We start from the raw sequence: 25,654 nt of genomic DNA on the forward strand, positions 1-25,654 counted from the left end.
TGCGGGGCGCCTGCGGTGCCTCCCAATTTCTTCCGTCGGTGAGGGACAATCGGCGCGTGACCTTGAAGATCGCCATTGACGTGGATGCCGGGATCGCGCCGTACGAGCAACTGCGCGACCAGATCTCCGAACAGGCCCGCTCCGGGGCGCTGCCGGTGGGCTACAAGCTGCCGACCGTGCGCGGTCTCGCGCAGGAACTGGGGCTCGCCGCGAACACCGTCGCCAAGGCGTACCGCGCGCTGGAGAGCGACGGCGTGATCGAGACGCGGGGGCGCAACGGCACGTTCGTCGCGGCGGCGGGGGATGCGGCGGAGCGGCAGGCGGCGGCCGCCGCGGCGGGGTACGCGGAACGGGCGCAGCGGCTCGGCCTCTCGCGCGCGGAGGCGTTGGCGGCGGTCGAGGGCGCGATTCGGGCGGCGTACGGGCGATAGCGCCCCTCCGCCTTGCGATGCACCGCATCTGACGCCGCGCGCTGATCCACCAGGGATTACGGGACAGCCCTTACGGCCTGGTGCGCGATAGGGGGCGGATCAGGCCGTTACAAGTAGAGGCCCGCGTCCGAGCCGTCCGGCTGCGCCGGGACCGAGGGGGGCGCTGTGCCCCGGCGCAGCGCGTACAGCTCCGCCAGCGTCGCGCCCTCCCGGCCCACGCCCCCCTCCGTGCCCAGCCAGTTCACCGCCTCCGCACGCGTCAGCGAACCCACCTCGATACGCGCCATGCAGCGCCCCGGCCGCACCACCGCCGGGTGCAGGCGCTCCAGGTCCTCGTTGGTGGTCACGCCGACCAGCACGTTGCGGCCCTGTCCGAGCAGGCCGTCCGTGAGGTTGAGCAGCCGGGACAGAGCCTGGCCCGCCGTGTGCTTCGCCTCGCCCCGGATCAGCTCGTCGCAGTCCTCCAGGAGCAGCAGCCGCCAGCGGCCCTTCGCCGAGCCGTCGTCCTCGCCGATCGCGATGTCCATCAGATAGCCGACGTCGTTGAACAGCCGCTCCGGGTCCAGTACGCAGTCGACCTGGCACCAGTCCCGCCACGAGCGGGCCAGCGTCCGCAGCGCCGACGTCTTGCCCGTGCCAGGCGGCCCGTGCAGCAGGAGCAGCCGGCCCGCGATGTCGTCCGGCGTCACCTTCATCAGCCGGTCCAGGGCGTCGGCCACCGGCTCCGTGCAGTTGGGCCGCACTTCCTCCCACGTACCCGCGGCGATCTGCCGGGTGGTGCGGTGCGGGCCGCGGCGCGGCGAGACGTACCAGAAGCCCATCGTGACGTTCTCGGGCTGCGGCTCGGGTTCGTCCTGCGCGTCCTCCGTCGCCTGTTTCAGGACCAGCTCCGCGAGGTCGGACGTGACGGCGGTGACGGTGACGTCCGCGCCGCGGCTCCAGCGCGAGACCAGCATCGTCCAGCCCTCGCCCTCGGCGAGCGTCGCGCTGCGGTCGTCGTCTCGGGCGGCCCGCAGCACCTTCGCGGACGCGGGGAGGAGCGAGGCGCCTGGCTTGACCCGTTCGATCGACCGGCTGTGGGAGTACGGCTGCTCGCCCGTCGCGAAACGGCCGAGGAACAGCGCGTCGACGACGTCCGACGGCGAATCGCTGTCGTCGACGTTCAGCCGGATCGGCAGCGCGGCTTCAGGGGTTGCGGACATGACGCCATGATCGGGCACGAGAGCGCCCCTTGCACCCAGGTTTCGCCCAAGTCACCACCGATGCCTGCAGGAATGACACCCCCGCCCGCCCCGCGCCTACCCGCGCTCGCGCTCGTACTGACGATGTGCGCGACGCATCCCGACGCCGGACCGGGCCGCAGTGGGAACGCCGGCGCCCCCGCTGACGGCGACACGGTGCACGGCACGCCCCTCGCCCGGCCGCTACCAGTCCGACGCCCTGGGGCGGTCGCGCCGTCGTGCCCTGCCTACCGGGCGGCCGGCGAAGGGCCGTATCAGGACCAGCAGGAACAGCAGCGTGCTGATCCCGGCGACCGCCGCGACCGCGCCCCGCGCCGACCAGATGTGCAGGGCCAGCATGGTCTGGGCCACCAGCAGGTTGAGAGCGACTGCGCCCGCCGCCCCGGCCACGGTGCGACCCAGTGGTTCCAGCCCGCGAAGCCCCGTGGCCACGGCGGACGCCGGTGCGACGAGCAGGAAGAAGAGGGTGAACGGCGCGCGAAGCGGCGACGCCACGTCTGCGAGCGCCAGCACCGCGCCGACGGCCGACACGGCGAGCGCGGCGCCCGCGAGAACGGGCAGCGATTCTGTGACCGCTACTGATGGTTTATCGCTGATCGTCTGCATTGGCGACTTTGCCCCCCGAAGCGCCGGATGCCGGGCTTCAATGTCGCGCAGCTCACACCACCCCGTCAAGGACGCGTGGACGCCGTACGGAAGATCGCCACCGAAAGTTTTTGGCATGAACACTTCCGGTGAAGTAGAGGGACTGGTACGACAGTTGAGGCGGAAATCCTGCTAAGGGAGGTTCCATGAAACTGTCCCGAATCGCGGCATTATCATCCTCACTCCTGCTTGCGGCAGCCCTCGCTCTCACCGGAGCGGGCGCGGCTCAGGCGGCCCAACAGGCCCAAGCTGTGGACTATGTGGCCCTCGGCGACTCCTATTCCTCGGGCGTCGGGGCCGGCAGCTACATCAGTGGAAGCGGCGACTGCAAGCGCAGCTCGCGTGCCTATCCGGCCCTGTGGGCGGCGTCCAACTCACCCTCGTCGTTCGCGTTCACCGCTTGCTCGGGCGCTCGTACGAGTGACGTGAATGCCGGTCAGCTCGGCCCGCTCAACGCCTCGACCGACCTCGTCTCCCTCACCGTCGGCGGCAACGACGCGGGCTTCGCGGACGTCATGACGACGTGCGTGCTCCAGTCCGAATCCAGCTGTCTCGCCCGGATCGCGGAGGCGCGCTCCTACGTCGACTCCACCCTGCCCGGCAATCTCGACTCGGTGTACGGCGCCATCAGAGCCAAGGCCCCCGCCGCGCACGTGGTCGTGCTCGGCTATCCCCGTTTCTACAAGCTCAGCGGCAACTGCATCGCCGGGCTGAGCGAGCGCGAACGTTCCGCCATCAATGACGCCTCCGACTACCTCAACGACGCGACAGCCAAGCGCGCGGCCGACCACGGCTACACCTTCGCGCAGGTCACCCCGGCCTTCACCGGCCACGAGATCTGCTCGTCGGCGCCGTGGCTGCACAGTGTGAAGTGGACCAACATCGGCGAGTCGTACCACCCGACCGCGGCCGGACAGTCGGGCGGCTACCTGCCTCCCTTCGCCTCTGCCGCCTGATCCGCGCCTCGGCCGAGTAGGCCGGTACGAAGAGGAGGAGACCCCGGCTCGACGGGTCTCCTCCTCGCGGGCGGCTGGACAGCGGGCCCGCGGGCGGCTGGACAGCGAGCCGCGGGCAGCGGGCCGCTGGAAGGTGCGGGCCGGCGGGGTGGTGTCCGCCGAATGGCCGTGCGGCGTCTGTCGCGTCCGTACTTGCCACGACCGGGTCTCCTTCTGACCGGAAGTGCGACCGGACGGAGCGTCACCTCGCCGTATGCTGTCCAACTCGCCCTGTAATCAGACGCATTCAGGGGGGAGTCGTCAACCCCCTTACCGGGAAGGTGAATCACATGGGCGGGATACACGAGTGTCCCGATGGAGCGATAGGGTTAACCTGCCCGGGCCGGGTGCCCTCGTACGGGTGGGGAGTGACATGGAACAGATAACGGTGCGCAGCAGGCCGCGAGTGCCTGCGATCACATGCGGGAGCGGTGCGACCAGCTCGCGACTCGACCGCCATCTCGCGGTGCTCGGCGGACCAGCCGTCCCGCAGCGCGAGGCGGCCGAGGCGACGCTGCTGATGCGTGAGCTCACCTCACGTGATCTTGCGCACTCGCGGGCGAGCAGGGGCGCGCGCGTCTCGCTCCTCGCCCCGCTGCGACGGCTGCGTCGCTCGCTCTTCGGCAGCCGCCGCTGAACGGGACGGCCTTCAGCCAACACGCGACAACGCGCTCAGGCGACCACACCGTCCCGGCGCAGCGCTGCGATCTGTGCGGCGGTCATCCCCAGGCCGTGCAGCAGCGCGTCGGTGTGCTCGCCGAGTGCGGGAACCGGGCCCATGAGTGGGTCCGGCCCGCCCGGCATCGTGATCGGCGGCAGCATCGCCCGTAGCGGCCCCACCGGCGTGTCGACCTCCCGCCAACGTCCTCGCGCCGCCAACTGCGGATGCGCGGCCACCTCGGCCACCGTGTTCAGCCGGGCGCAGGCGATCCCTGCCGCCTCCAGCGCCGCGATCGCCTCCGGCGCCGTCATCGCCCGCAGCGCCTGCGCCACCACGGCGTCCGTCTTGTGCCGGTTGCTGGTCCTCGCGGAGTTCGTGGCGTACGCCGAGTCGTCGGCCAGCTCCGGGCGCTGGAGCACGCGCTCGGCCAGCCGCCGCCACTCCCGGTCGTTCTGCACCGACAGCAGCACCTGACCGCCGTCGGCGGTCGCGTAGGCGTCGTACGGGGCGATGACGGCGTGCGCGACGCCGGTGCGCGCCGGGGCCTCACCGCCGTGCATCACGTGGTGCAGCGGGTGCCCCATCCACTCGCCGAGCGCCTCCAGCATCGAGATCTCGACGGGCCCGCCCCGCCCGGTCGTGCCGCGCCGCAATAGCGCCGCGAGGACGCCGGAGAACGCGTACATGGCCGCCGCGATGTCGGCCGCCGGGATGCCGGCCTTGGCGGGCTGCCCCGGCGTGCCGGTCACGGACACCAGCCCCGCCTCGCACTGGACGAGCATGTCGTACGCCCGCTTGTCGGCGTACGGCCCCTCGCCGCCGTAGCCGGAGATGTCGACGGCGATCAGCCGCGGATGCGCCGCGCACAGTGTCGCCGCGTCCAGGCCGAGCCGCGCGGCGGCGCCGTGCGCGAGGTTCTGCACGAACACATCGGCCCCGGCCACCAGCCGCCGCACCGCGGCCAGCCCCCGCGGATCCTTGAGGTCTACGGCGATGGACTCCTTGCCCCGGTTGCACCACACGAAGTGCGAGGCGAGTCCACCGGCGGCGGTGTCGTACCCCCGCGCGAAGTCGCCGCCGTCGGGCCGCTCGATCTTGACGACCCGGGCGCCTAGGTCCGCGAGCTGGCGGGTGGCGAAGGGCGCCGAGACGGCTTGTTCGACGGCGACGACGGTGATGCCGTCCAGAGGGAGTGGCTGAGTGCTCATGACAGCCCTCCCTACCGTGTACGTACCACCTTTGTCATCACCGTCCGCTGTCCGCGTACGTGCGGACGGCGAGCGGCGCAGCCGGCGCTCCACCCCGGACCCTGCTCCTCAAACGCCGGAGGGGCTGAAGTGCTAAAGCAACGCGAACTGCCCACCCGGCCCCTCCTCCCGGTGGTCCAGCACAGACGCCGGTCGCCGCGCCGCCGCGGGCACCGGCAGCACCCCCGCCCCCCCTAAGCTCCTCGCGCGAGATCCGCTTCCCGCCCCGCAAAGCCGCTTGCTCAGGGGCCATTTCACCCAGCAGCGCCAGCACCGTGACGAGCTCCAACAGCTCCGAAGTCCACTCCTGCGGCCACCCCGCCGGCCGGATCGCCGCCAAAGTCCCCGCCTCGGCCGTGGCGGCCACGCGCCGCTCGAACCACAGTTCCAGCACCCGCACACCCCCCACCCGGAAGTCCCACGCCGCAGCCGGTACGGGCGAGACGCGGCCGTCCCCCACGTACAGGGCCTTCTCCTCCACGGCGTATCGCAGCTCGGCCGGCCTCGCCGGTACCGCAGCCCGCACATACGGCCGCCGCCCGCCCGGCAGCCGGGGCCGCGCCCCGCCCCGCGCACCCCGTACGCATACGTCCGTCATCCGGCGCCCCAGCTCCACCCCCGCCGCCCACGCCTCCGGCGCCACCGGCAGCGGTACCACCACGCCCGCCGACGACCCCTCGGCGGCCGCGACTGCCCAGGCCAGCAGGTCGCCGGCGGTCACGTCCCGTCCGTATCGGCCGCTCAGCAGCGGCAGCAGTCCCGGCGTGACGTCGGGCTCGCGCCCCCCGGGCCTGCGGTACAGCGGGCGGACCAGGCCGCCACGCCCCGCCGAGGCGCGGCCGTCCGGCAGCAGGGCGCCGACCACCAGCGCCGGCCCGGTCGCCCCCTGCGCCACGTACCCCTGTTCCACCGCGAAGAGCTGCTCCGCGTCCGCCACCCGCCACAACTCCGGTCGCGCCGCGTCGATCAGCCGGTGGTCGGGAATCAGCCACTGTTCGTCGAACGCCCCGTGCAGGACGCGGACCGGATCCGGACACGGCCCCCTCTCGTACGCGAGGGCCCCCGTCCCGGCGTCGGTCCGGCCGGGCAGCGCGGCGACCGCGCTGTGCGTCGTACGCCCTCGCGTGGTCCCGAACAGTTCCTCGCGCCGGGGACCTTCCGCCCGTATCAACGCGTCCCAACGGGCCCGCAGCGTGCGGCTGTCCGGCGCCAGCACCCAGTCGCGGCCGAGCCGCAGCGGCGCCACCGACCAGGGCATGAGGTCGCCGAGCAGCGGGTCGTCGGACCCCTTCGCAGCACTCATGCGGGCATCGTAGCCAGGGCCCGAAGGCGCACGTCAGTGCGCGTCCACCGTCACCGAGAAGGAGAAGCGATCCCCCCGGTAGCGGATCCGCGCCACATCCACGATCCGCCCCTCGCGGTCGTACGTCACCCCTGTGTAGTGCAGGATCGGGCTCAGCAGCGGCACCTTCAGCAGCTCGGCCGTCTCCGGGTCCGCCAGCCGTGCCTCCACCGTGTCCGTGATCTTGCTGATGCGCACCCCGACCACGTCCCGCAGCACCTTTGTCATCGGCCAGCGTTCGAGATCGGCGACATCGAGAGCGGCGGCGATGTCCGCACGCACCGCGTTCTCCGCCCAGTTGGTCGGCTCGCCGCTCTCGCCGTCCCAGCGCAGTCGCCGGTAGGTGACCACCTCGCGCACGTCCGGGAAGTGCTCCAGCAGCTCGCCGGGGACGGGAGTCGGCCCGTGCCCCAGGATCGTGGTGCGCTCCCCGGACTGCTGGGCCACGATCGCGTCGATCGAGCCGAGCAGCCGGCGCGGGGCGCCGCGCCGGGCGCCCGGCTCGATGAACGTGCCGCGCCGCCGGTGCCTGCTGATCAGGCCCTCGGTCTCCAGTTCCTTGAGCGCCTGCCGCATCGTGAGCACGCTCACCCCGTAGTGCGCGGCGAGCTGCTCCTCGGTCGGCAGCCGCAGCTCCGCGTCGGGCGTGCGGCCCAGTATGGAGGCGCGCAGGGACTGCGAGACCTGGTACCAGAGCGGCAGCTTCCGGTTCAGGACGAGCGAGTCGGGGGCGAAGGCGGTCAAGGTGCTTCTCCGTAGGCGCTACGACCGGAAATGACGTTGCAGACCTTGCCACACGTCGTCGTACGCCGTCTGAAGATGGCCGGCGGAAGCAGCCTGCCCGGTCGCCGTGACCGGCCACCGCGTCTCGAACATGAAGGCAAGGCCGTCGTCGATGCGCTGCGGCTTCAGCTCGGCTGCGCTCGCCCGGTCGAAGGTCTCCCGGTCGGGGCCGTGCGCCGACATCATGTTGTGCAGCGAGCCGCCGCCCGGCACGAAACCCTCCGCTTTCGCGTCGTAGGCGCCCTCGATCAGGCCCATGTACTCGCTCATCACATTGCGGTGGAAGTACGGCGGCCGGAAGGTGTCCTCGCCGACCAGCCAGCGCGGGGCGAAGACGACGAAGTCGACGCCCGCCAGGCCCGGGGTGTCGGACGGCGACGTGAGGACGGTGAAGATCGACGGGTCGGGGTGGTCGTAGCTGATGGTGCCCATGACATTGAAGCGGCGCAGGTCGTAGACGTACGGCACGTGATTGCCGTGCCAGGCGACGACGTCGAGCGGCGAGTGGCCGTACGTCGCCGACCACAGGTTGCCGCAGAACTTGTTGACCACCTCGACCGGGCCATCCGTCTCCTCGTACGCCGCCACCGGCGCCAGGAAGTCCCGGGCGTTCGCCAGGCCGTTGGCGCCGATCGGGCCGAGGTCGGGGAGCTGGAAGGGCTGCCCGTAGTTCTCGCAGACGTACCCGCGCACGCTCGCGTCCAGCAGCTCGACCCGGAACCGCACCCCGCGCGGGATCAGCGCGATGTGGCCGGGCTCACAGCGCAGCAGGCCGAACTCGGTGCGCAGCAGCAGGCCGCCGTGCTCGGGGACGATCAGCAGCTCGCCGTCGGCGTCGCTGAACACCCGGTCCTTCATGGCGGAGTTGGCGTGGTAGAGGTGGACGGCCATGCCGGTGCGCTGTGTCGCGTCGCCGTTGCCGCCGACCGTCCACAGCCCGGCCAGGAAGTCGGTGCCGGGCGCGGGCTCCGGCAGCGGGTTCCAGCGCAGCCGGTTGGGGTCCGGGACGGTCTCGGTGAACGGCGCGCTGCGCAGGCCGCCGTTGTCCGTGCGGACGAAGGCGGGGTGCGCCGCCGATGGCCTGATCCGGTACAGCCACGAGCGGCGGTTGTGGGAGCGCGGCTCGGTGAACGCCGAACCGCTCAGCTGCTCCGCGTACAGGCCGAGCGGCGCACGCTGGGGCGAATTCCGGCCATGAGGCAACGCGCCGGGAACGGCCTCCGAACTGTGCTCGTTGCCGAAGCCCGAGGAGTGGGCCAGTCCCTCAGCCGTCTTCCTCGCCTGCTCGATGCCGCTCATCGTTCCGCTCCCGGTGCCGAAGGAATCCTATGCTTGACAGTAGGATTCGCGGGCCCGCCCGTCAACGGGTGCCGCGCGGGCGGGGGACACCGGCGGGGCGGCGGCGCATCATGGAGCCCGTGCCCCCAGTGCCTCCAGTTCCCCCCGCGCCGCCGGACCCGCCGGAGCCCCCAGCGCAGCCGCACCCGCCGGACACGCCGTACCCGCCCCCGGCGCCTCCGCCGACCCCGCTGCGCCGCACCCCCGTCCAGCAGCGCAGCGCCGACCGCCTCGCCCGGATACTGGACGCCTGCGCCGAACTCCTCGACGAGGTGGGTTACGACGACCTGAGCACCCGGGCCGTGGCCGTCCGCGCGGGCGTGCCCATCGGCTCCGTCTACCGCTTCTTCGGCAACAAGCGCGCCCTGGCCGATGCCCTCGCCCGGCGCAACCTCGACCGTTACGCCGAGCGTGTCGGCGCCCGCATCTCCGCGCTGCCCGGCGGCCACTGGCGCGGCGCTCTGGACGCCGTACTCGACGAGTACATCCACATGAAGCGCACCGTCCCCGGCTTCGGCCTCATCGACTTCGGCGTGCAGATCCCGGTCGGTGCCCCCGGCGGCGGCATCGACTACCGCGTCACCGACCGCCTGACCGGCCTGCTCGCGGCCCACCTCGGCCTGGCCCCCGACCCCGCGCTGCGCCGCACGGTCCTGGTCGCCGTCGAGGCCGCCGACGCGCTCCTCCAACTGGCCTTCCGCGCGGGCCCGTCCGGCGACCCCGACCTCATCACCGAGACCCGCGCAGTCCTCCACGCCTACCTCGCGCGAAGCCTGGACTGATGGCCTCCCCCACGACAGGGAGCCCATGCCGGGGACTCCCCGGCGTGCCTACCGGTCGGTATGCTCGGTGATGCCCGTGCGCCACCGTTGCCGCCGCCCCCGGGAGGGCCCATGTCCGGTCACGACGCAGTCCACGACGCCGTAGCCGAGCCCCGAACCGCCCTGCGCATCTGCCCCCTGTGTGAGGCCACCTGCGGTCTGACGCTCACCATCGAGGGCACCAGGGTCACCGGTGCGCGCGGCGACCGCGACGACATCTTCAGCCGGGGCTTCATCTGCCCCAAGGGCGCCTCCTTCGGCGAGCTCGACGCCGACCCCGACCGGCTGACCAAGCCCCTCGTCCGCAAGGACGGCACGCTCCGCGAAGCCACCTGGAGCGAGGCGTTCGACCTGATCGCCGCGCGGATGCCCCCGCTGATCGAGGAGTACGGGCCGAACGCCGTCGGCGTCGTACTCGGCAACCCCAACGTCCACACCATGGCCGGCGCCCTCTACCCGCCGCTCCTGCTCTCCATGCTGCGCACCCGGAGCCTCTTCACCGCCAGCACCGTCGACCAGATGCCCAAGCACGTCTCCAGCGGGCTGCTCTTCGGCGACGCGTTCGCCGTCCCGGTGCCCGACCTGGACCGCACCGACCACCTGCTGCTTCTCGGCGCCAACCCCCTCGATTCCAACGGCAGCCTGTGCACCGCCCCCGACTTCCCCGGCAAGCTCAAAGCGCTGCGCCGGCGCGGCGGCACCCTCGTCGTCGTCGACCCCCGCCGCACCCGCACCGCGCAACTGGCCGACCGGCACGTCCCCATCAAGCCGGGCACCGACGCACTGCTGCTCGCCGCACTCGCCCAGGTCCTCTTCGAGGAGAAGCTGACCGCACCGGGCGAGCTGACGGAACACGTCGAGGGCATGGACGAAGTACGGGAAGCGGTAAGGGACTTCACCCCTGAAGCCGTCGCCGCCGCCTGCGACGTACCCGCCGACGAGATCCGTCTGCTGGCCCGCGGGCTCGCCGCCGCTCCCACCGCCGCCGTCTACGGCCGGGTCGGTAGCTCCACCGTCGAGTTCGGCACCCTGGCGAACTGGCTCGTCGACGTACTGAACATCCTCACCGGCAACCTCGACCGCCCCGGCGGCGCCCTCTTCCCCCTCTCCGCCACCGACCGAGCACCCCGCCCCGCAGGCCCCGGCAAGGGCTTCGCGCTCGGCCGCTGGAAGAGCAGGGTGAGCGGGCACCCCGAGGCCAAGGGGGAGCTGCCGCTCGCCGCGCTCGCCGAGGAGATCGACACTCCGGGGGAGGGGCGGGTACGCGCGGTCGTCGCCATCGCGGCCAACCCGGTGCTCTCCGCGCCCGACGGGCTGCGCCTGGACCGGGCCCTGAGCGAGCACCTCGACTTCATGGTCAGCGTCGACCCGTACCTCAACGAGACCTCGCGCCACGCCGACGTGATCCTGCCCCCGCCCCCGCCGTCCCAGAGCGCCCACTTCGACTTCGCCTTCAACAACTTCGCCGTGCACAACCAGGCCCGCTACACCCCGGCCGCCGTCCCGCTGGAGGAGGGGCGGCTGGACGAGTGCGAGATCCACGCCCGCCTGATCCTCGCGATCAGCGGCAGGCACGGCGCGGACCCGTCCGTAGTCGACGACCTCGCCATCGCCGGCAGCCTCGCCAAGGCCGTCGCCGAACCGCACTCACCCGTGCACGGCGCCGACCCCGAGCAGCTCGCAGCTCGGCTCACCGGGGCGGACGGCCCCGCCCGCCGCCTCGACATGATGCTGCGCCTCGGCCCGTACGACCTCGTCCTCGACGACCTCCTCGCCCACCCCCACGGCATCGACCTCGGCCCGCTGAAGCCCCGCCTGCCGCAGATCCTCAAGACCCGCAGCGGCCGCGTCGAGCTGCTGCCCGCCCCCGTCGCCGCCGACCTGCCCCGGCTGCGCCGGGCCCTCGACGGGCGGCCCGCCGCGCTCGTCCTCGTCGGCCGCCGCCATCTGCGCTCCAACAACAGCTGGATGCACAACATCGCGACCCTGAACGGCGGCAGCAACCGCTGCACCCTCCAGATCCACCCCGACGACGCGGCCCGGCTCACCCTCGCCGACGGTGCGCAGGCCCGTATCAGCGCCGACGGCGGGTCGCTGGAGGTCCCGGTGGAGGTGACGGACGCGGTACGCCCCGGAGTCGTGAGCCTCCCGCACGGCTGGGGACACGACCGCGAAGGCGCCCGCATGGCGGTCGCGGCGGCCACCCCCGGCGTCAACGTCAACCAGCTCCTCGACGGGAGCCTGCTGGACCCGCTGTCCGGCACGTCGGTGCTCAACGGATTCCCCGTCGATGTGCGGCCCATATCGTGACCTGGGGTTTTGCTCTTATTGCTCGCACGTCAACATCTTGTTAACGCGATCCGGCGCTGCCTAACGTCGACGAACCGCCGCTCCCGGTGGGAGTTAAGGGCGAACGTTAGGTGTCTCTATGCTGACCATCCTCGGCTTCGTCATGATCGCGACCTTCCTGGTTCTGATCATGACGAAGAAGATGTCGCCGATCGCGGCGCTGGTCCTGATCCCCGCACTGTTCTGTGTGTTCGTCGGGCAGGGCGCCGAGCTCGGCGACTACGTACTCGACGGCGTCGGCAATCTCGCGCCGACAGCGGCCATGCTGATGTTCGCCATCGTCTACTTCGGCGTGATGATCGACGTCGGCCTCTTCGACCCGATCGTGCGCGGCATCCTGAGGTTCTGCCGGGCCGACCCGATGCGGATCGTGGTGGGTACGGCCCTGCTCGCGGCGATCGTCTCGCTCGACGGCGACGGCTCGACCACCTTCATGATCACGGTCTCGGCGATGTATCCGCTCTACAAGCGGCTCGGCATGAGCCTGGTCGTGATGACCGGCGTCGCCGCCACCGCGAACGGCGTGCTGAACACCCTCCCGTGGGGCGGCCCGACCGCCCGCGCCGCCACCGCGCTGAAGCTGGACGCGGCCGACATCTTCGTGCCGATGATCCCGGCGCTCGGCATGGGGCTGGTCTTCGTGCTGATCCTGGCGTACGTACTGGGCCGACGGGAGCGCAAGCGGCTCGGGTATCTGACGCTGGAGGAGGAGGGGGCGCCGGAGCCGGTGCTGGTGGGCGCGGGTGGCGGCTCCGAGGCCCGGAGGGGCACGGGTGGTGCCGGTGGCGACGCGGACCTTGCCGAGGGTCGCGACGACAAGGGTGACGACGACGAGGGCTTCCAGGGTCTCGCCCCGCACCGTCCGACGCTGCGGCCCAAGCTGTACTGGTTCAACGCCGGGCTCACCGTCGTGCTGCTGGCCTCGATGATCATGGAGCTGCTGCCGATCCCGGTCCTGTTCCTCATCGGAGCGGCGCTCGCCCTGACGGTCAACTACCCCGACATGAGCGAGCAGAAGGCCCGCCTCGCCGCCCACGCCGACAACGTCCTGAACGTGTCCGGCATGGTCTTCGCCGCCGCCGTCTTCACCGGCGTCCTCACCGGCACCGGCATGGTCGAGCACATGGCCGACTGGCTCGTCGGCGCGATCCCCGAGGGCATGGGCCCGCACATGGCGATCGTCACCGGCGTACTGAGCCTGCCACTCACCTACTTCATGTCGAATGACGGCTTCTACTTCGGCGTCCTGCCGGTCCTCGCCGAAGCCGGGGCGGCGCACGGCGTCTCACCGCTGGAAATCGCCCGCGCCTCGCTCGTCGGCCAGGCGCTGCACATGTCGAGCCCGCTCGTCCCTGCGGTGTACGTGCTGGTGGGCATGGCCAAGGTCGAGTTCGGCGACCACACCAAGTTCACGGTCAAGTGGGCCGCGCTCACGTCGCTGGTGGTTCTGGGGGCGGGGATCCTGTTCGGCGTCATCTGAGGAGGCCATGGGGGCCACGGGTGCCCATGGGCTGGACGGGGGACATTCGGGGCGTCAGCGGCGTTGCGTCCCCCCTCCGCTTCCATGGAGTAACAGATAGTCAGATTAACGGCTTATCCGTTCTTCACCTTCATGGTTCGGAGGAACCCCGCATGACTGTCCGACCACTTCTGCGCACCGCCGTCGCCGGCCTCACCCTCACCGGTGCGTGCCTGGCCGGAACGCCCACAGCCGTCGCCGCCCCCGGCGACAACGGCGATGTGAAGATCCACTCCGTCGGTACGCCCTTCAACGACCAGCACAACGAGCCGAAGGTTTGCGCCTTCTACCTCGCCGCGTTCAACTTCGACACCCTCCCGGCCGTCACCTACACCATCGTTCCGCAGCCCGCCAAGGCGATCACGCCGAACCTCAACGGCACGATCACCCTGGCCACCGGTACGGGCCAGAGCACTCCGCTCAACCTGACGGACGGCACGTACAAGCTCGCCGTCACCTTCCCGGGTGCGACGGGCGCGCCCAAGTCGAAGGTGTTCAAGGTCGACTGCCCGGAGGGCACCAACGGCAGCCGGCCCAACGGGCCGGTCGGGGCGGGCGGCGGCGGCGCGGCCGATGTCGACGCCGACGCGGGCGCCGGTACTTCGTCGTTCGGCGTCGGTGCGGCGCTCGCCGCGGGGCTGGCGGGGGCGGCCGGGCTGATCGTCGTACGCCGGTCCCGTCGCCGCACCGATGGCGCGTCCTAGGGGGCGTCCGGGCCCCCGGCCTCCACGATCCCCCGCATCCCATCGCTCCCCCCGGTCGGCTGCCAGGCGGAGGCGCCGCCGGCTCTTCCGGCTCGTGCGGACGGTGGTGCTGACGTGGTTGCTGGTCGCCGGGGGTCTGTGGTGGGCGGAGGACGCACCGCCCACCACCCCGGCGGCGGTCGCCGGGGCGGGGGCGGCGGACGGCAAGGCGGCGGCGCCGGCGCCGGCGGTGGCCGAGCCGCCGCCCAAGCCCGCTGCGGCGAAGCCGACGCCTTCGCCGAAGCCGACGCCTTCGCCGAAGCCGACGCCTTCGCCGAAGCCGACGCCTTCGCCGAAGCCGACGCCTTCGCCGAAGCCGACGCCTTCGCCGAAGCCGCCGCCTTCGCCGAAGCCGCCGCCTAAGCCGCTGACGGCTTCCCGCGCGATACGTCTGGCCGTCCCGGCCTTCGGGGTCACGGCACCGGTCGTCGGACTGGGCCTGGACCGGGCGGGCCGGCTCGTCACCCCGCCGGTCGACAATCCGCGTCTGGTCGGCTGGTACAAGGGCGGCCCCACTCCGGGCGAGATGGGGACGGCGGTGGCCGTCGGTCACCGGGATACGCGGACCGGCCCTGCGGTGTTCCTCAATCTCAAGCTGCTCAGACCGGGGAACACCGTCCGCGTCACCCGCAAGGACGGCCGGATCGCCGTGTTCACGGTCGACGCGGTGCGGACGTACGAGAAGTCGAAGTTCCCCGACGACGAGGTGTACGGGCCGACCGGCCGCCCGGAGCTACGGCTCCTCACCTGTGGCGGGGCGTTCGACCGCAAGAAGGGCTACGAGTCCAACGTCGTGGTCTTCGCCCACCTCACGGACGTGGCCCGCACGGTGTGACCGGGTGGGTACGCCGTGGGGGCGGGGGCGGGCCGCTCCGGGGGCGGCGTTCGGGACTGCATGATTTAGGCGCGTAGCGGGGTTGCGTCGCGTGGCCGGCGTTCAGCGCCACAAATCACGCTCTACGTCCCGAACACCACCCCCTGCGCGTCCCGCCCCCTCGCGTCGGTGGGGCCGTGCGGGCGGGTGACCGAGAGCGTCGCCCACACCGTCTTTGAACCGCGGGCGACAACTGCGTTGAGATCGCCACCTGCCCCGACACGGTCCACGTCCGCGATTCCAAGGTCAAGGACGGTCCGACCCTCGCCCTCCCCTCCCGCGCCTGGACGGACTTCCTCGCCCAGCGACCCCTGGCGCCAAAAAACTAACAGCGCTAGTTTGGGGTGCGGACGATGATGACGCCTGCCCTGGAGGAACGCGATGAAGGCACATGACGCGATGTACATCGGCGGGCAGTGGCTGCCCGCCGCAGGTCAGGACTCGATCACGGTCGTGAACCCGGCCGATGAGCAGGTCATCGGGCAGGTCCCCGCGGGCACCGCCGAGGACGTCGACACGGCGGTAGGGGCCGCGCGCGACGCCTTCCCCGGCTGGGCCGCGACCCCGCCCGCCGAGCGCGCCGCTAAGATCGCCGCCCTGCGCGACGTCCTGGTGGCACGCAAGGACGAGATCGCCGCGACCATCACGGCCGAGCTGGGCGCGCCGCTCGGCTTCTCGCAGATGGTGCACGCGGGCGTGCCGATCATGGTCGCCGGGTCGTACGCCGAGCTGGCCGCGTCGTACTCCTTCGAGGAGAAGACCGGGAACTCGACCGTGTTCATGGAGCCGGTCGGCGTGGTCGGCGCGATCACGCCGTGGAACTACCCACTGCACCAGATCGTCGCCAAGGTGGCCCCCGCCCTCGCCGCCGGCTGCACGGTCGTACTCAAGCCGGCCGAGGACACCCCGCTCACCGCTCAGCTGTTCGCCGAGGCCGTGGATGAGGCGGGCATCCCGGCGGGTGTGTTCAACCTGGTCACCGGGCTCGGGCCGGTCGCGGGCCAGGCGCTCGCCGAGCACGAGGGCGTGGACCTGGTGTCCTTCACCGGTTCCACGGCTGTCGGCAAGCAGATCGGCGCCACGGCCGGCGCCGCCGTCAAGCGGGTCGCCCTGGAGCTGGGCGGCAAGTCCGCGAACGTCATCCTGCCGAGCGCAGACCTGGCCAAGGCGGTCAGCGTCGGCATCGCGAACGTCATGGGCAACTCCGGGCAGACGTGCAGCGCCTGGACCCGGATGCTGGTTCACCAGGACCAGTACGACGAGGCCGTGGCCGTTGCGGCTGCCGCCGTGGCGAAGTACACCGTCGGGGACAGGGTCGGGCCGCTGGTCAACGCGAAGCAGCAGGCGCGCGTGCGCGGCTACATCGAGAAGGGCGTCGAAGAGGGCGCACGGATCGTCGCGGGCGGCGCCGAGGCGCCGCTCGACGCGGGCTACTACGTCGCCCCGACCGTCTTCGCCGATGTGACGCCGGACATGACCATCGCGCAGGAGGAGATCTTCGGACCCGTCGTCGCCATCCTGAAGTACGAGGACGAGGCCGACGCGCTGCGCATCGCCAACGGCACCGTCTACGGCCTCGCGGGCGCGGTCTGGGCCGGGGACGAGTCGGAGGCCGTGGCCTTCGCCCGGCGCATGGACACCGGGCAGGTCGACATCAACGGCGGCCGCTTCAACCCGCTCGCCCCCTTCGGCGGCTACAAGCAGTCCGGCGTCGGCCGCGAACTGGGGTCGCACGGCTTGTCCGAGTACCTCCAGACCAAGTCCCTCCAGTTCTGAGCCGGGAGGCAGCCGTCATGGTCCGCGCCGCAGTTCTGTCCGCCGTCGGTGCTCCGCTGGAGATCACCGACATCGATCTTCCGGAGCCGGGCCCCGGCCAGGTGAGGGTCCGCCTCGCCGCCGCCGGGGTCTGTCACTCCGATCTCTCCCTCACCAACGGCACCATGCGGGTCCCGGTGCCCGCCGTCCTCGGCCACGAGGGCGCCGGGACCGTCGTCTCCGTGGGCGAGGGTGTCACGCACGTCGCGGCCGGTGACGGTGTGGTGCTCAACTGGGCTCCCTCCTGCGGGAGTTGTCACCACTGCGGCATCGGCGAGGTGTGGCTGTGCGCCCGGGCGCTGTCCGGCGTGGGCAACGTCCATGCCCGTACCGCCGACGGCACCGACCTGCATCCGGGGCTGAACGTGGCGGCGTTCGCAGAGGAGACGGTCGTCGCCGCCAACTGCGTACTGCCGGCCCCTGACGGCATCCCGCTGACCGACGCGGCGCTGCTCGGCTGCGCGGTCCTCACGGGCTACGGCGCCGTGCACCACTCGGCGCGGGTCCGTACGGGGGAGTCCGTCGCGGTGTTCGGGGTGGGTGGTGTCGGCCTGGCCGTCCTCCAGTCGGCCCGTATCGCGGGGGCGGGGCAGATCATCGCCGTCGATGTCTCGCCGGCGAAGGAGGAGCTGGCGCGGGCCGCCGGAGCCACCGACTTCGTCATCGCCTCCGAGACCACGGCCAAGGAGATCCGCAAGCTCACGGGCGGCCAGGGGACGGACGTGGCCGTCGAGTGCGTGGGCCGGGCCGTCACCATCCGTACGGCGTGGGAATCCACCCGGCGGGGCGGACGCACCACGGTCGTCGGCATCGGAGGCAAGGACCAGCAGGTCACCTTCAACGCGCTGGAGATCTTCCACTTCGGCCGTACGCTCGCCGGCTGCGTGTACGGAAACTCCGACCCTGCGCGCGACCTGCCCGTACTGGCCGAGCACATCCGCGCCGGCCGCCTCGACCTGGCCTCGATGGTGACCGACCGGATCGGCCTCGACGGGATCCCGGCCGCGTTCGACAACATGCTCGCGGGCAAGGGCGGCAGAGCCCTGGTCATCTTCTAGGCCAGGCCTCACCCGGCCACTTTCGGCCCCCTGCCCCCACCCCGGTCGCCGTGCGCGGCCGGGGCGGCTCGGGCTGTCCGGGGCGGCGTTCCCGCTACGGGCCACAGGACGGCGAAAAATGCTGTTGCCCGACCCGTTGACCGCCGTACCACCCGGTCGGTACGTTCCCGGCAACCGGTGTTGACCCCCGGAATTCAGCCGCCGCCACCCCCACCTTCCGTCCCCGCACCCACCGGAGTGTGCACCGCATGGACACGGCATCTTCCCCGCTCACGCCGACCGCGCCGGCCGCGCCCGCGGACCGCAACCGGCGCAAGGTGGCCACGGCCGCCGCCCTCGCCTCCGCCGTCGAGTGGTACGACTACTTCGTCTTCGGCATCGCCGCGGCCCTCGTGCTCGGTGACCTGTACTTCCCGTCCGGCAGCTCCTCGGCCGGCGTCCTCGCCGCCTTCGCGACCTTCGCCGTCGGCTTCCTCGCCCGCCCCATCGGCGGCATCATCGCCGGCCAGCTCGGCGACAAGCGGGGCCGCAAGCCCATGCTGGTGCTGGCGCTGACCCTGATGGGCCTCGCCACCACCGGCATCGGCCTGTTGCCGACGTACGAGACCATCGGCATCGCCGCACCGATCCTGCTCGTCCTCCTCCGCGTCCTCCAGGGCATCGCGGTCGGCGCCCAGTGGGGCGGCGCGATGCTGATGGCGACCGAGTACGCCCCGGAGGGCAAGCGGGGCCTGTACGGCAGCCTGGTCCAGCTCGGTGTGCCGATCGGCGTGGTCACCGCGAACACCGTCTTCCTCATCGCGGGCGCCACGACCAGCGAGAGCACCTTCGCGTCCTGGGGCTGGCGGGTGCCGTTCTTCGTCGGCGTCCTGGTGCTCGTACTCGCCTGGTACATCCACACCAAGGTCGAGGAGACCCCGGCGTTCCGTGAGGCCGAACGCGCGCTGTCCGAGCAGGAGAAGGGTGAGGCCCGTTCCCCGCTGCGCACCATCCTCACCAAGCACCTCGGCACGGTCTTCCTGGCCGGCGGATCCTTCGCGGTCAACACGGCCACCTTCTACATCATCATCACCGGGGTCCTGGACTACGCGACCCGCGAACTCGACATGAAGCGCAGCGCCGTCCTCACGGTCTCCCTCTGCGTCAGCCTCACCCAGCTCGCCCTGATCCCGGCGGCGGCGGCCCTGTCCGACCGCATCGGCCGGCTGAAGATCTATGCGGCGGGCGCGGTCGGCCTGCTCGTCTGGGCCATACCGATGTTCCTGCTCATCGACACGAAGTCGCTGCTGTGGCTGGCCGTCGGCACCTTCGTCACCAGCTGCTTCCTCAGCATCATGTACGGCCCGCAGGCGGCGCTGTTCGCGGAGCTGTTCACGGCGGAGATGCGCTACACCGGCGCGTCACTCGGCTACCAGATCGCCGCGGTCTTCGGCGGCGGCCTCGCCCCGTTCATGATGGTGCTGCTGCTGGAGGCGACGGGGACCTCGATGGCGGTCTCGGCGTACATCATCGTCCTGGCCGTGATCGCCCTGCTCTCGATCAGGATTCTCGCGAAGCGCGCGGCGGCCGCCCGGGACTGAGGTCCGCCTCGGCCGGCTGTTCCTCCGCGTCCGCTCGGGTGGCCACCACCCGGGCGGACGCGGTACGGGCCCGGGAGCGGGACACCGCCACGCCGGCCAGGCAGATCACGCCGCCCAGCAGCGTGAGCCAGCCCGGCACCTCGTCCAGCAGCAGCCAGGACATCAGCACCACCAGCGCCGGGACCGCGTACGTCGTCGAGCCCATCCGGCCCGCTGTCGTCCTGGCGAGGGCGTACGCCCAGGTGGTGAAGGCAAGCGCGGTCGGGAAGACGCCGAGGTAGATCATGTTGAGCGTTGCCGAGAGCGGTGCCCGGGCCGCGTCCTCGGCCAGCTGCCACGCGAACGGCAGGCAGCCGACCATGCCCACCAGGCAGCCGTACGTGGTCACTTGCAGCGGGCTCGCGTGCGCCAGCGTCGGTTTCTGTGCGACGACACCACTCGCGTAGGTCACCGCCGCCACCAGGCACAGCACCACGCCGAGCGCGGACGTGCTGCCGCCGCCCGACATCGACAGGCCGACGACCGCCGCGCCCGCGAAGGACACCGCCATCCCGGCGAGCAGCCGAGGCGGCAGGCCCTCACCGAGCAGTTTGCCCGCGAGCAGGGCCATCAGGATGGGCGCGACGTTGACGACCAGGGACGCCGTGCCCGCGTCGACCAGCTGCTCGCCCCAGTTGAGGAGCACCGCGTAGCCGCCGAACCAGAGGAGCCCCGACACCGCGATGCCCGGCCACGCGGCTCGCGGCGGCAGGCCCTCACGACGTATCAGCAGGATCGCGACGAGCACCAGCGACCCGGTGGCGAGCCTCCCCAGGGCGAGCGCCCCCGGCGAGTACGCCTCACCCGCGCTCCGGATCGACACGAAGGCCGAGGCCCACAGCACGACGGTGATTCCGGCGGCGACCAGCGCCAGGGGCTCCGTGCGACCGGAGGCCGAGGGGGAGGTGCCGGCGGAGGCGGCAGGGGACGCGGGAGGGGACGCGGGAGGGGACGCGGGAGGGGATGAAGTAGGCATGCCTCGATACTAGGGGCTCGACATTTCGGCTGCTACCGAAATGTGTCTGCCCCGATGTCGAGCAGCTCGCCGAACGCACGCTCACCGGCCGGTGTCACCTTCACCGCGCGCTCGGTCCCGATCCGTACGCACCACCCGGCCTCCAGCGCGTGGCGGCACAGGGCCGCTCCGGCGACGCCCGCCAGGTGGCGCTTGCGCTCCGTCCAATCCAGGCAGGAACTCACCAGCGGCCGGCGGCCCTTGCTCTCCAGGGGGATGTTCAGCTCCCCGAACCAGGTGACGCCTGCGTCGGTGAGGGCGAATCCCGTGTCCATGATCAGCAGCCCGCGCCGGTCCATCGCCTCCGTGAGGGCGATGCCCAGGCGTCCGGCGAGGTGGTCGTAACAGGTGCGTCCACGGGCCATGGCGCTGCTCGCGCTCGACGCGCGAAGGGTGTGCGGATTGTCGCGGCCAGGGATCGCATGGGCGGCGAGCGCCTCGACGAGCTGCGCGGTGGAGGCGTCGGCCAGTCGTACGTACCGATGCCTGCCCTGGCGTTCCTCGGTGAGCAGCCCGGCCGCGACGAGCTTCCCCAGGTGCTCACTGGCCGTGGACGCGGCAACGCCCGCCTGCCGCCCGAGCTCGCCCGACGTCCAGGCCCGCCCGTCGAGCAGGGACAGGCAGAAGACGGCGCGGGTCTCGTCGGCGAGCAGCGCCGCGAAGGCGGCGAGCCGGGCGCCCGGGGTGGCGGCGTCGGAGTCGGAGTCGATGACAGACATGCGTCCAGAGTGCCTCATCGACTATTCGGAAGCCGCCGAAGTGTGGCAGGCGCCCCGTGGGGGGCGGGGGGAGTGGTAGCTCAGGGTGCCTGCCTGCCCGCCCGCCACTCGGGCGCGAGCACCGACCAGACCTCCTCGTCGTGCCGCATCCCCCGGTACAGGTAGCTCTCCCGCAGTACGCCCTCTCTCGTCATCCCCAGCCGCCGGGCCACGGCGATGCTGGGCTCATTCGTGGACGAGACCCACCAGTCCACGCGGTGGATGCCCCGCTCCTCGACGGCCCAGTCGATGATCACGCGCACGGCCCGGGTCACCAGCCCCCTGCCCACCGCCGACGGTTCCAGCCAGCAGCCCGCCTCGGCGGTGCCACGCCGGGCATCCATCATGCGGAAAATGACCGCGCCGACCAGCCTGCCGTCCGTCCAGATGCCGTGGATCCGCCCGGCGTCGGCCGCGGCCTTGTCCGCGTACGCCTGGAGGAACGCCCGGCTCGTGTCCAGGTCGGTGACGACGTCGGGCAGCCCGTTGTGCTGCCCGATGAACTCCCGGCCGCGATCGATGTGGGCGAGGAACTCCTCGGCCCGCCACGGTTCGAGCGGGCGCAGCTCCGCGCCGTCGTCACCCAGGGATATCGCGTACATCGTCACCTTCCACGGTCGGAACCAGCACGTACGGCGAGGGGATCTTCGCACGGGCGCGCGTGGTACTCCCGCCTGGTGCCGGTGCTTCTCAAGGGATCGTGAGGGCCCGGGGGACGCGGGCGAAGCGGATGGTGTCGTGGGAACCGCGTGGCCCCGTCTCGTAGAGGAGGCCCGTGGTGAGCAGGCCGGTGCGGATCAGGTCCGAATAGCCGGCCGGGTCCTTCGACACCGTCCACACCGGGCGCCAAGACCGCCCTCCGTCGTCGCTGGCCCGCACCTGCATCCGCCGTCGCCGATCGGGGGCCGACGGGCCGGAGTAGAGCAATCGGCCCGCGTGCGCCGCGGCGGACAGCAGCAGCACACTGCCCTGGACCATCGGACCCGCCAGCTGGGGCTGTGGCCCGAACGGGACGGACAGCGTCAGTCCGCCGTCGGCGCTGTAGGCGTCCGCCCGGGTGCCCTCGGCCGTCGGGTCGTGATCGCGGGCGTTGATGTAGACCGTGCCGTCCGGGAGTTCGGCCAGCGTGCTCTCGTTCAGCGCGAGCGGGCCATCGACCGAACCACTCACGTATCCGACCCGCCAGGTGTGCCCGCCGTCGTCGCTGTAGAGGGAATGCCCTCCGCTACGCCAGGTCGAACCGGAACTGTGGTTTGCGGGGATCAGCAACCGGCCCCGGTGCGGCCCGTGTTCGAGAGCAACCGCGTGGCCGGGGCCCACCGCGTACCAACGCCAGTGCGTGGGCTTGACTGATCCGGTGATGTCCCGCTGCCGTGACCACGTCCTGCCGTCGTCAGTGCTCCGCTGGACGTACACGCGGCGCACCGATGCGGCGACTTTCCCGGTCGTCACCTGCCGCTTGGTCGCCCCGCCGATGGTCCGGCAGGACAGCAGCACGACGTCCCCGCTGCGGGGATCGACCACGGGCACGGGATTGCCCACCGTGTCCTTCCCGGCGTCGGCGACCGTCTGAAGCGGTTGCCAGGTGCATCCGCCGTCCAGGGAACGCCGCAGGACAAGGTCGATGTCACCGTGATCGGCGGCCGAGTGCCGGCGGCCTTCGGCGAAGGCGAGCAGCGCACCGCCGGGGGCCCGGAGTGCGGCCGGGATGCGGAAGGTGCGGTAGCCGGACGAGTCCGAGCGGTACGGCACGGATGCCTCGCACCGCGCCGCCCGTTCGTGCGCTGCGGTCCCCGCCGACGGCGGGGCCAACTCCAGGGCGGCGAGGAGCGCCAGCAGGACAACCAGTCGTCGGCGCTTCGGCGCACGAGGGCTCATCGCGTCTCTCATCCGGTGTTGTGCGGGGCGGTGAGGTCCAAGTGTTGAGTCACCGGGGGGTGAGTCACCGGGTGCTGAGTCGCCGTCACCCTTGCCCGTCCGGAAGAAACATAGCGATAGGGGAGGCTTTGTCATCATTCGACACGTAAGGGCGGCCGCTGGTCAGCAGGTCACCGGGTCACCGCCCACCCCGTTACCGGGCGCCGCCGGGTGTCGTCAGGTGGCCTCCTTCGTGTACTGCGCGTACTGGACCTCCAGCCCGTCGATGAGCGCCCGCAGCCCCGTCTCGAAGGCCCCCTCGTCTACCTTCTGCCGCCGCTCGGCGAGCAGATGGGCCTGGCCGAGGTGCGGATAGTCCGCCGGGTCGTACGCCGCCTCGTCGTCGACGAAGCCGCTCGCGAACGAGCCGAGCGCCGAGCCGGTGATGAAATACCGCATCAGCGCCCCGATGTACGTCGCCTGGGCCGGCGGCCAGCCCGCCCCCACCATCGCGCCGAACACCGCGTCGGCGACCCGCAGGCCCGCCGGCCGCCGCCCCGGCCCCTGGGCCAGCAGCGGAATGACATGGGGGTGCCCGGTGAGTTCCGCGCGGTAGGAGACCGCCCAGTCATGCAGCGCCGTGCGCCAGTCGCGGCCGTCGTCGGCGTCGAACATCGACAGGTCGATCCGGGCCTGGACCGCGTCCGCGACCGCGTCGAGGATCTCGTCCTTGTTTCGGAAGTGGTTGTAGAGGGACGGCCCGCTCACCCCCAGCTCGGCGGCGAGCCGGCGGGTCGAGACCGCGTCCAGCCCTTCGGCGTCCACGAGCGCACTCGCCGCGCTGACGATGCGGTCGCGGCTGAGGAGGGGCTTGCGTGGTCGGGCCATGCGGCACATAGTAGGGCTGCAAGCCAGAAACTAGCAGTGCTAATTAAAAGTGGGGTGCCGGGATGAATCTGGAGCTCAGCGAGGAGCAGACCGCCGTGCGGCAGCTCGCCAAGGACTTCACCGACCGCGAGATCACCCCGCACGTCATCGAGTGGGACCGCGCCGAGAGCGTCGACCGGGCCGTCGTCAAGAAGCTCGGGGCACTCGGCTTTCTTGGGCTGACGATCCCCGAGGAGTACGGCGGCTCCGGCGGCGACCACCTCGCCTACTGCCTGGTCACCGAAGAACTCGGGCGCGGTGACTCGTCGGTGCGCGGCATCGTGTCCGTATCGCTCGGTCTGGTGGCCAAGACCGTCGCGCACTGGGGGAGCGAGGAGCAGAAGCGACGGTGGCTGCCCGGCCTCACCTCCGGCGACCTGGTCGGCTGCTTCGGCCTCACCGAGCCCGGCACCGGCTCCGACGCCGGCAACCTCACCACCCGCGCGGTGCGCGAGGGCGACGACTACGTCATCAACGGCTCCAAGATGTTCATCACCAACGGCACCTGGGCCGACGTGGTGCTCCTCTTCGCCCGCTCCACCGACGCCCCCGGCCACCGGGGCATCTCCGCTTTCCTCGTGCCCACCGACACGCCCGGCCTCACCCGCCGCGAGATCCACGGCAAGCTCGGGCTGCGCGGCCAGGCCACCGCCGAGCTGGTCCTGGAGGACGTACGCGTCCCCGCCTCCGCCATGATGGCGCCCGAGGGCAAGGGCTTCACGGTCGCCATGTCGGCGCTCGCCAAGGGCCGGATGTCGGTCGCGGCGGGCTGCGTCGGCATCGGCCAGGCGGCCCTGGACGCGGCGCTCACGTACGCCACCGAGCGGGAGCAGTTCGGCAAGACCATCGCCCACCACCAGCTCGTCCAGGAACTGCTCACCGACATCGCCGTGGATGTCGACGCCGCTCGCCTGCTCACCTGGCGGGTCGCCGACCTGATCGACCGCGGCGAGCCGTTCGTGACCGAGGCGTCCACGGCGAAGCTCTTCGCCTCCGAGGCCGCCGTACGCGCCGCGAACAACGCCCTCCAGGTCTTCGGCGGTTACGGCTACATCGACGAGTACCCGGCCGGGAAGCTGCTGCGCGACGCCCGCGTGATGACGCTGTACGAGGGCACCAGCCAAATCCAGAAACTCGTCATCGGCCGCGCCCTGACCGGGGTTTCGGCTTTTTGAACCGGTGGACGGCTGAGTACGCCGAGTGAGTACCTGAGCGGATGTCGGCCGCGCCGCACCGGCGGATGCTGTCAGACATGAGCGACACAGCGGTCAAGCAGCAGAACACGGCGGCGTACTACGGACAGGCCGTCATCGCCTTCTCGATCGCCCTGGGCGCCGTCGCCCTCGGCATCATCAACCTGGAGGCCGACGCCTGGGTGCGCGCCTTCCTCGGCATCGGCGTGCTCTACCTCGTCACCTCCGCCTTCACGCTGGCCAAGGTGATCCGGGACCGGCAGGAGGCGGGGCAGATCGTGAGCCGCGTCGACCAGGCCCGGCTGGAGAAACTCCTCGCCGAGCACGATCCCTTCCAGAAGCTCTGAGCAATGAAGGTCTCAGCAATGAAGGTCTCAGCAATGCGGCGCTGACCAATCCACGAGCACTCTCTAAGCGCTTGCT

General features: G+C 71.6%; 24 protein-coding genes and 1 pseudogene. 14 read left to right on the forward strand and 11 right to left on the reverse strand.

Annotated elements, in window-relative coordinates:
* Positions 1–56 precede the first annotated feature (56 nt).
* Complete coding sequence (locus ACU6WZ_RS24290; protein ID WP_447030322.1) at positions 57–431, forward strand: GntR family transcriptional regulator; 375 nt, start codon at positions 57–59, stop codon at positions 429–431.
* A gap of 107 nt (positions 432–538) precedes the next feature.
* Here ACU6WZ_RS24290 and ACU6WZ_RS24295 read toward each other — a convergent pair whose 3' ends face one another.
* Together ACU6WZ_RS24295 and ACU6WZ_RS24300 are read right to left on the reverse strand one after the other, a co-directional pair.
* On the reverse strand, positions 539–1,633 hold the full coding sequence (locus ACU6WZ_RS24295; protein WP_447030323.1) for a DUF5925 domain-containing protein: 1,095 nt from the start codon (positions 1,631–1,633) through the stop codon (positions 539–541).
* 222 nt (positions 1,634–1,855) lie between these two features.
* The gene (locus ACU6WZ_RS24300) at positions 1,856–2,278 is read right to left on the reverse strand and encodes a hypothetical protein (RefSeq protein ID WP_447030324.1); all 423 of its coding nucleotides are present in this window, start codon (positions 2,276–2,278) and stop codon (positions 1,856–1,858) included.
* Positions 2,279–2,463: 185 nt separating this feature from the next.
* On the opposite strand from ACU6WZ_RS24300, the gene ACU6WZ_RS24305 reads away from it, so the two are divergent.
* Both ACU6WZ_RS24305 and ACU6WZ_RS24310 read left to right on the forward strand, forming a co-directional pair.
* The gene (locus ACU6WZ_RS24305; RefSeq protein WP_447030325.1) at positions 2,464–3,273 is read left to right on the forward strand and encodes an SGNH/GDSL hydrolase family protein; all 810 of its coding nucleotides are present in this window, start codon (positions 2,464–2,466) and stop codon (positions 3,271–3,273) included.
* A 412-nt stretch (positions 3,274–3,685) separates the two neighbouring features.
* Entirely contained in the window at positions 3,686–3,949 is a 264-nt protein-coding gene (locus tag ACU6WZ_RS24310; protein ID WP_447030326.1) for a hypothetical protein, read from the forward strand.
* A gap of 35 nt (positions 3,950–3,984) precedes the next feature.
* Here ACU6WZ_RS24310 and ACU6WZ_RS24315 read toward each other — a convergent pair whose 3' ends face one another.
* The 4 genes and pseudogenes from ACU6WZ_RS24315 to hmgA all read right to left on the reverse strand — a co-directional run bounded on the left by ACU6WZ_RS24315 (position 3,985) and on the right by hmgA (position 8,644).
* On the reverse strand, positions 3,985–5,181 hold the full coding sequence (locus ACU6WZ_RS24315; RefSeq protein ID WP_447030327.1) for a CaiB/BaiF CoA transferase family protein: 1,197 nt from the start codon (positions 5,179–5,181) through the stop codon (positions 3,985–3,987).
* Positions 5,182–5,313: 132 nt separating this feature from the next.
* Positions 5,314–6,523 (reverse strand): annotated as a pseudogene (locus ACU6WZ_RS24320) (type ISP restriction/modification enzyme).
* A 33-nt stretch (positions 6,524–6,556) separates the two neighbouring features.
* Entirely contained in the window at positions 6,557–7,306 is a 750-nt protein-coding gene (locus tag ACU6WZ_RS24325) for a GntR family transcriptional regulator (protein WP_447030328.1), read from the reverse strand.
* Between the two features lie 18 nt (positions 7,307–7,324).
* Positions 7,325–8,644 carry a homogentisate 1,2-dioxygenase gene (gene hmgA, locus ACU6WZ_RS24330; protein WP_447030329.1) on the reverse strand — a complete coding sequence of 440 codons (1,320 nt, stop codon included), beginning with the start codon at positions 8,642–8,644 and terminating at the stop codon, positions 7,325–7,327.
* Between the two features lie 230 nt (positions 8,645–8,874).
* Here hmgA and ACU6WZ_RS24335 point away from each other — a divergent pair, with 230 nt between their 5' ends.
* The 9 genes from ACU6WZ_RS24335 to ACU6WZ_RS24375 all read left to right on the forward strand — a co-directional run bounded on the left by ACU6WZ_RS24335 (position 8,875) and on the right by ACU6WZ_RS24375 (position 19,442).
* Entirely contained in the window at positions 8,875–9,465 is a 591-nt protein-coding gene (locus ACU6WZ_RS24335; protein ID WP_447034227.1) for a TetR/AcrR family transcriptional regulator, read from the forward strand.
* 111 nt (positions 9,466–9,576) lie between these two features.
* Complete coding sequence (locus ACU6WZ_RS24340; protein WP_447030330.1) at positions 9,577–11,814, forward strand: molybdopterin oxidoreductase family protein; 2,238 nt, start codon at positions 9,577–9,579, stop codon at positions 11,812–11,814.
* 118 nt (positions 11,815–11,932) lie between these two features.
* Positions 11,933–13,333 carry a CitMHS family transporter gene (locus ACU6WZ_RS24345; protein ID WP_447030331.1) on the forward strand — a complete coding sequence of 467 codons (1,401 nt, stop codon included), beginning with the start codon at positions 11,933–11,935 and terminating at the stop codon, positions 13,331–13,333.
* Between the two features lie 152 nt (positions 13,334–13,485).
* The gene (locus tag ACU6WZ_RS24350) at positions 13,486–14,076 is read left to right on the forward strand and encodes a hypothetical protein (RefSeq protein ID WP_447030332.1); all 591 of its coding nucleotides are present in this window, start codon (positions 13,486–13,488) and stop codon (positions 14,074–14,076) included.
* A gap of 94 nt (positions 14,077–14,170) precedes the next feature.
* Entirely contained in the window at positions 14,171–14,950 is a 780-nt protein-coding gene (locus ACU6WZ_RS24355) for a class F sortase (RefSeq protein WP_447030333.1), read from the forward strand.
* Between the two features lie 242 nt (positions 14,951–15,192).
* Positions 15,193–15,318 carry a DUF397 domain-containing protein gene (locus ACU6WZ_RS24360; RefSeq protein ID WP_447034228.1) on the forward strand — a complete coding sequence of 42 codons (126 nt, stop codon included), beginning with the start codon at positions 15,193–15,195 and terminating at the stop codon, positions 15,316–15,318.
* A 52-nt stretch (positions 15,319–15,370) separates the two neighbouring features.
* Positions 15,371–16,765 (forward strand): aldehyde dehydrogenase family protein, encoded by a 1,395-nt coding sequence (locus ACU6WZ_RS24365; RefSeq protein WP_447030334.1) that lies wholly within the window; start codon positions 15,371–15,373, stop codon positions 16,763–16,765.
* Positions 16,766–16,782: 17 nt separating this feature from the next.
* Positions 16,783–17,862, forward strand: coding sequence for a Zn-dependent alcohol dehydrogenase (locus ACU6WZ_RS24370; protein ID WP_447030335.1), 1,080 nt, complete (start codon positions 16,783–16,785; stop codon positions 17,860–17,862).
* Positions 17,863–18,110: 248 nt separating this feature from the next.
* Positions 18,111–19,442: an MFS transporter gene (locus tag ACU6WZ_RS24375; protein WP_447030336.1), complete on the forward strand. Its 1,332-nt coding sequence runs from the start codon at positions 18,111–18,113 to the stop codon at positions 19,440–19,442.
* Here the strand turns inward: ACU6WZ_RS24375 and ACU6WZ_RS24380 are convergent.
* From ACU6WZ_RS24380 to ACU6WZ_RS24400, 5 genes are all read right to left on the reverse strand, one after another.
* Complete coding sequence (locus ACU6WZ_RS24380; protein WP_447030337.1) at positions 19,402–20,457, reverse strand: DMT family transporter; 1,056 nt, start codon at positions 20,455–20,457, stop codon at positions 19,402–19,404. The two genes, ACU6WZ_RS24375 and ACU6WZ_RS24380, sit on opposite strands and share 41 nt — an antisense overlap.
* A 32-nt stretch (positions 20,458–20,489) precedes the next feature.
* Positions 20,490–21,215 (reverse strand): ArsR/SmtB family transcription factor, encoded by a 726-nt coding sequence (locus ACU6WZ_RS24385; protein WP_447030338.1) that lies wholly within the window; start codon positions 21,213–21,215, stop codon positions 20,490–20,492.
* 80 nt (positions 21,216–21,295) lie between these two features.
* Positions 21,296–21,856 (reverse strand): GNAT family N-acetyltransferase, encoded by a 561-nt coding sequence (locus tag ACU6WZ_RS24390; RefSeq protein WP_447030339.1) that lies wholly within the window; start codon positions 21,854–21,856, stop codon positions 21,296–21,298.
* Between the two features lie 88 nt (positions 21,857–21,944).
* A complete protein-coding gene (locus ACU6WZ_RS24395; protein WP_447030340.1) occupies positions 21,945–23,132 on the reverse strand; it encodes a sialidase family protein in 1,188 nt (395 codons plus the stop codon).
* A 216-nt stretch (positions 23,133–23,348) separates the two neighbouring features.
* Positions 23,349–23,999 (reverse strand): TetR/AcrR family transcriptional regulator, encoded by a 651-nt coding sequence (locus tag ACU6WZ_RS24400; RefSeq protein ID WP_447030341.1) that lies wholly within the window; start codon positions 23,997–23,999, stop codon positions 23,349–23,351.
* Between the two features lie 62 nt (positions 24,000–24,061).
* Between ACU6WZ_RS24400 and ACU6WZ_RS24405 the strand changes: the two genes are divergently transcribed.
* A complete protein-coding gene (locus ACU6WZ_RS24405; protein ID WP_447030342.1) occupies positions 24,062–25,213 on the forward strand; it encodes an acyl-CoA dehydrogenase family protein in 1,152 nt (383 codons plus the stop codon).
* A 77-nt stretch (positions 25,214–25,290) separates the two neighbouring features.
* A complete protein-coding gene (locus ACU6WZ_RS24410; protein WP_447030343.1) occupies positions 25,291–25,578 on the forward strand; it encodes a YiaA/YiaB family inner membrane protein in 288 nt (95 codons plus the stop codon).
* Positions 25,579–25,654 lie beyond the last annotated feature (76 nt).

Source organism: Streptomyces hypolithicus (assembly GCF_052934925.1).

Bases quoted from the DNA above. Each gene is read 5' to 3' on its own strand.
- ACU6WZ_RS24295 (WP_447030323.1), bottom strand. From the start codon at position 1,633: ATGTCCGCAACCCCTGAAGCCGCGCTGCCGATCCGGCTGAACGTCGAC.
- ACU6WZ_RS24300 (WP_447030324.1), bottom strand. From the start codon at position 2,278: ATGCAGACGATCAGCGATAAACCATCAGTAGCGGTCACAGAATCGCTG.
- ACU6WZ_RS24305 (WP_447030325.1), top strand. From the start codon at position 2,464: ATGAAACTGTCCCGAATCGCGGCATTATCATCCTCACTCCTGCTTGCG.
- ACU6WZ_RS24310 (WP_447030326.1), top strand. From the start codon at position 3,686: ATGGAACAGATAACGGTGCGCAGCAGGCCGCGAGTGCCTGCGATCACA.
- ACU6WZ_RS24315 (WP_447030327.1), bottom strand. From the start codon at position 5,181: ATGAGCACTCAGCCACTCCCTCTGGACGGCATCACCGTCGTCGCCGTC.
- hmgA (WP_447030329.1), bottom strand. From the start codon at position 8,644: ATGAGCGGCATCGAGCAGGCGAGGAAGACGGCTGAGGGACTGGCCCAC.
- ACU6WZ_RS24340 (WP_447030330.1), top strand. From the start codon at position 9,577: ATGTCCGGTCACGACGCAGTCCACGACGCCGTAGCCGAGCCCCGAACC.
- ACU6WZ_RS24345 (WP_447030331.1), top strand. From the start codon at position 11,933: ATGCTGACCATCCTCGGCTTCGTCATGATCGCGACCTTCCTGGTTCTG.
- ACU6WZ_RS24350 (WP_447030332.1), top strand. From the start codon at position 13,486: ATGACTGTCCGACCACTTCTGCGCACCGCCGTCGCCGGCCTCACCCTC.
- ACU6WZ_RS24365 (WP_447030334.1), top strand. From the start codon at position 15,371: ATGAAGGCACATGACGCGATGTACATCGGCGGGCAGTGGCTGCCCGCC.
- ACU6WZ_RS24370 (WP_447030335.1), top strand. From the start codon at position 16,783: ATGGTCCGCGCCGCAGTTCTGTCCGCCGTCGGTGCTCCGCTGGAGATC.
- ACU6WZ_RS24375 (WP_447030336.1), top strand. From the start codon at position 18,111: ATGGACACGGCATCTTCCCCGCTCACGCCGACCGCGCCGGCCGCGCCC.
- ACU6WZ_RS24380 (WP_447030337.1), bottom strand. From the start codon at position 20,457: ATGCCTACTTCATCCCCTCCCGCGTCCCCTCCCGCGTCCCCTCCCGCG.
- ACU6WZ_RS24385 (WP_447030338.1), bottom strand. From the start codon at position 21,215: ATGTCTGTCATCGACTCCGACTCCGACGCCGCCACCCCGGGCGCCCGG.
- ACU6WZ_RS24390 (WP_447030339.1), bottom strand. From the start codon at position 21,856: ATGTACGCGATATCCCTGGGTGACGACGGCGCGGAGCTGCGCCCGCTC.
- ACU6WZ_RS24395 (WP_447030340.1), bottom strand. From the start codon at position 23,132: ATGAGCCCTCGTGCGCCGAAGCGCCGACGACTGGTTGTCCTGCTGGCG.
- ACU6WZ_RS24400 (WP_447030341.1), bottom strand. From the start codon at position 23,999: ATGGCCCGACCACGCAAGCCCCTCCTCAGCCGCGACCGCATCGTCAGC.
- ACU6WZ_RS24405 (WP_447030342.1), top strand. From the start codon at position 24,062: ATGAATCTGGAGCTCAGCGAGGAGCAGACCGCCGTGCGGCAGCTCGCC.
- ACU6WZ_RS24410 (WP_447030343.1), top strand. From the start codon at position 25,291: ATGAGCGACACAGCGGTCAAGCAGCAGAACACGGCGGCGTACTACGGA.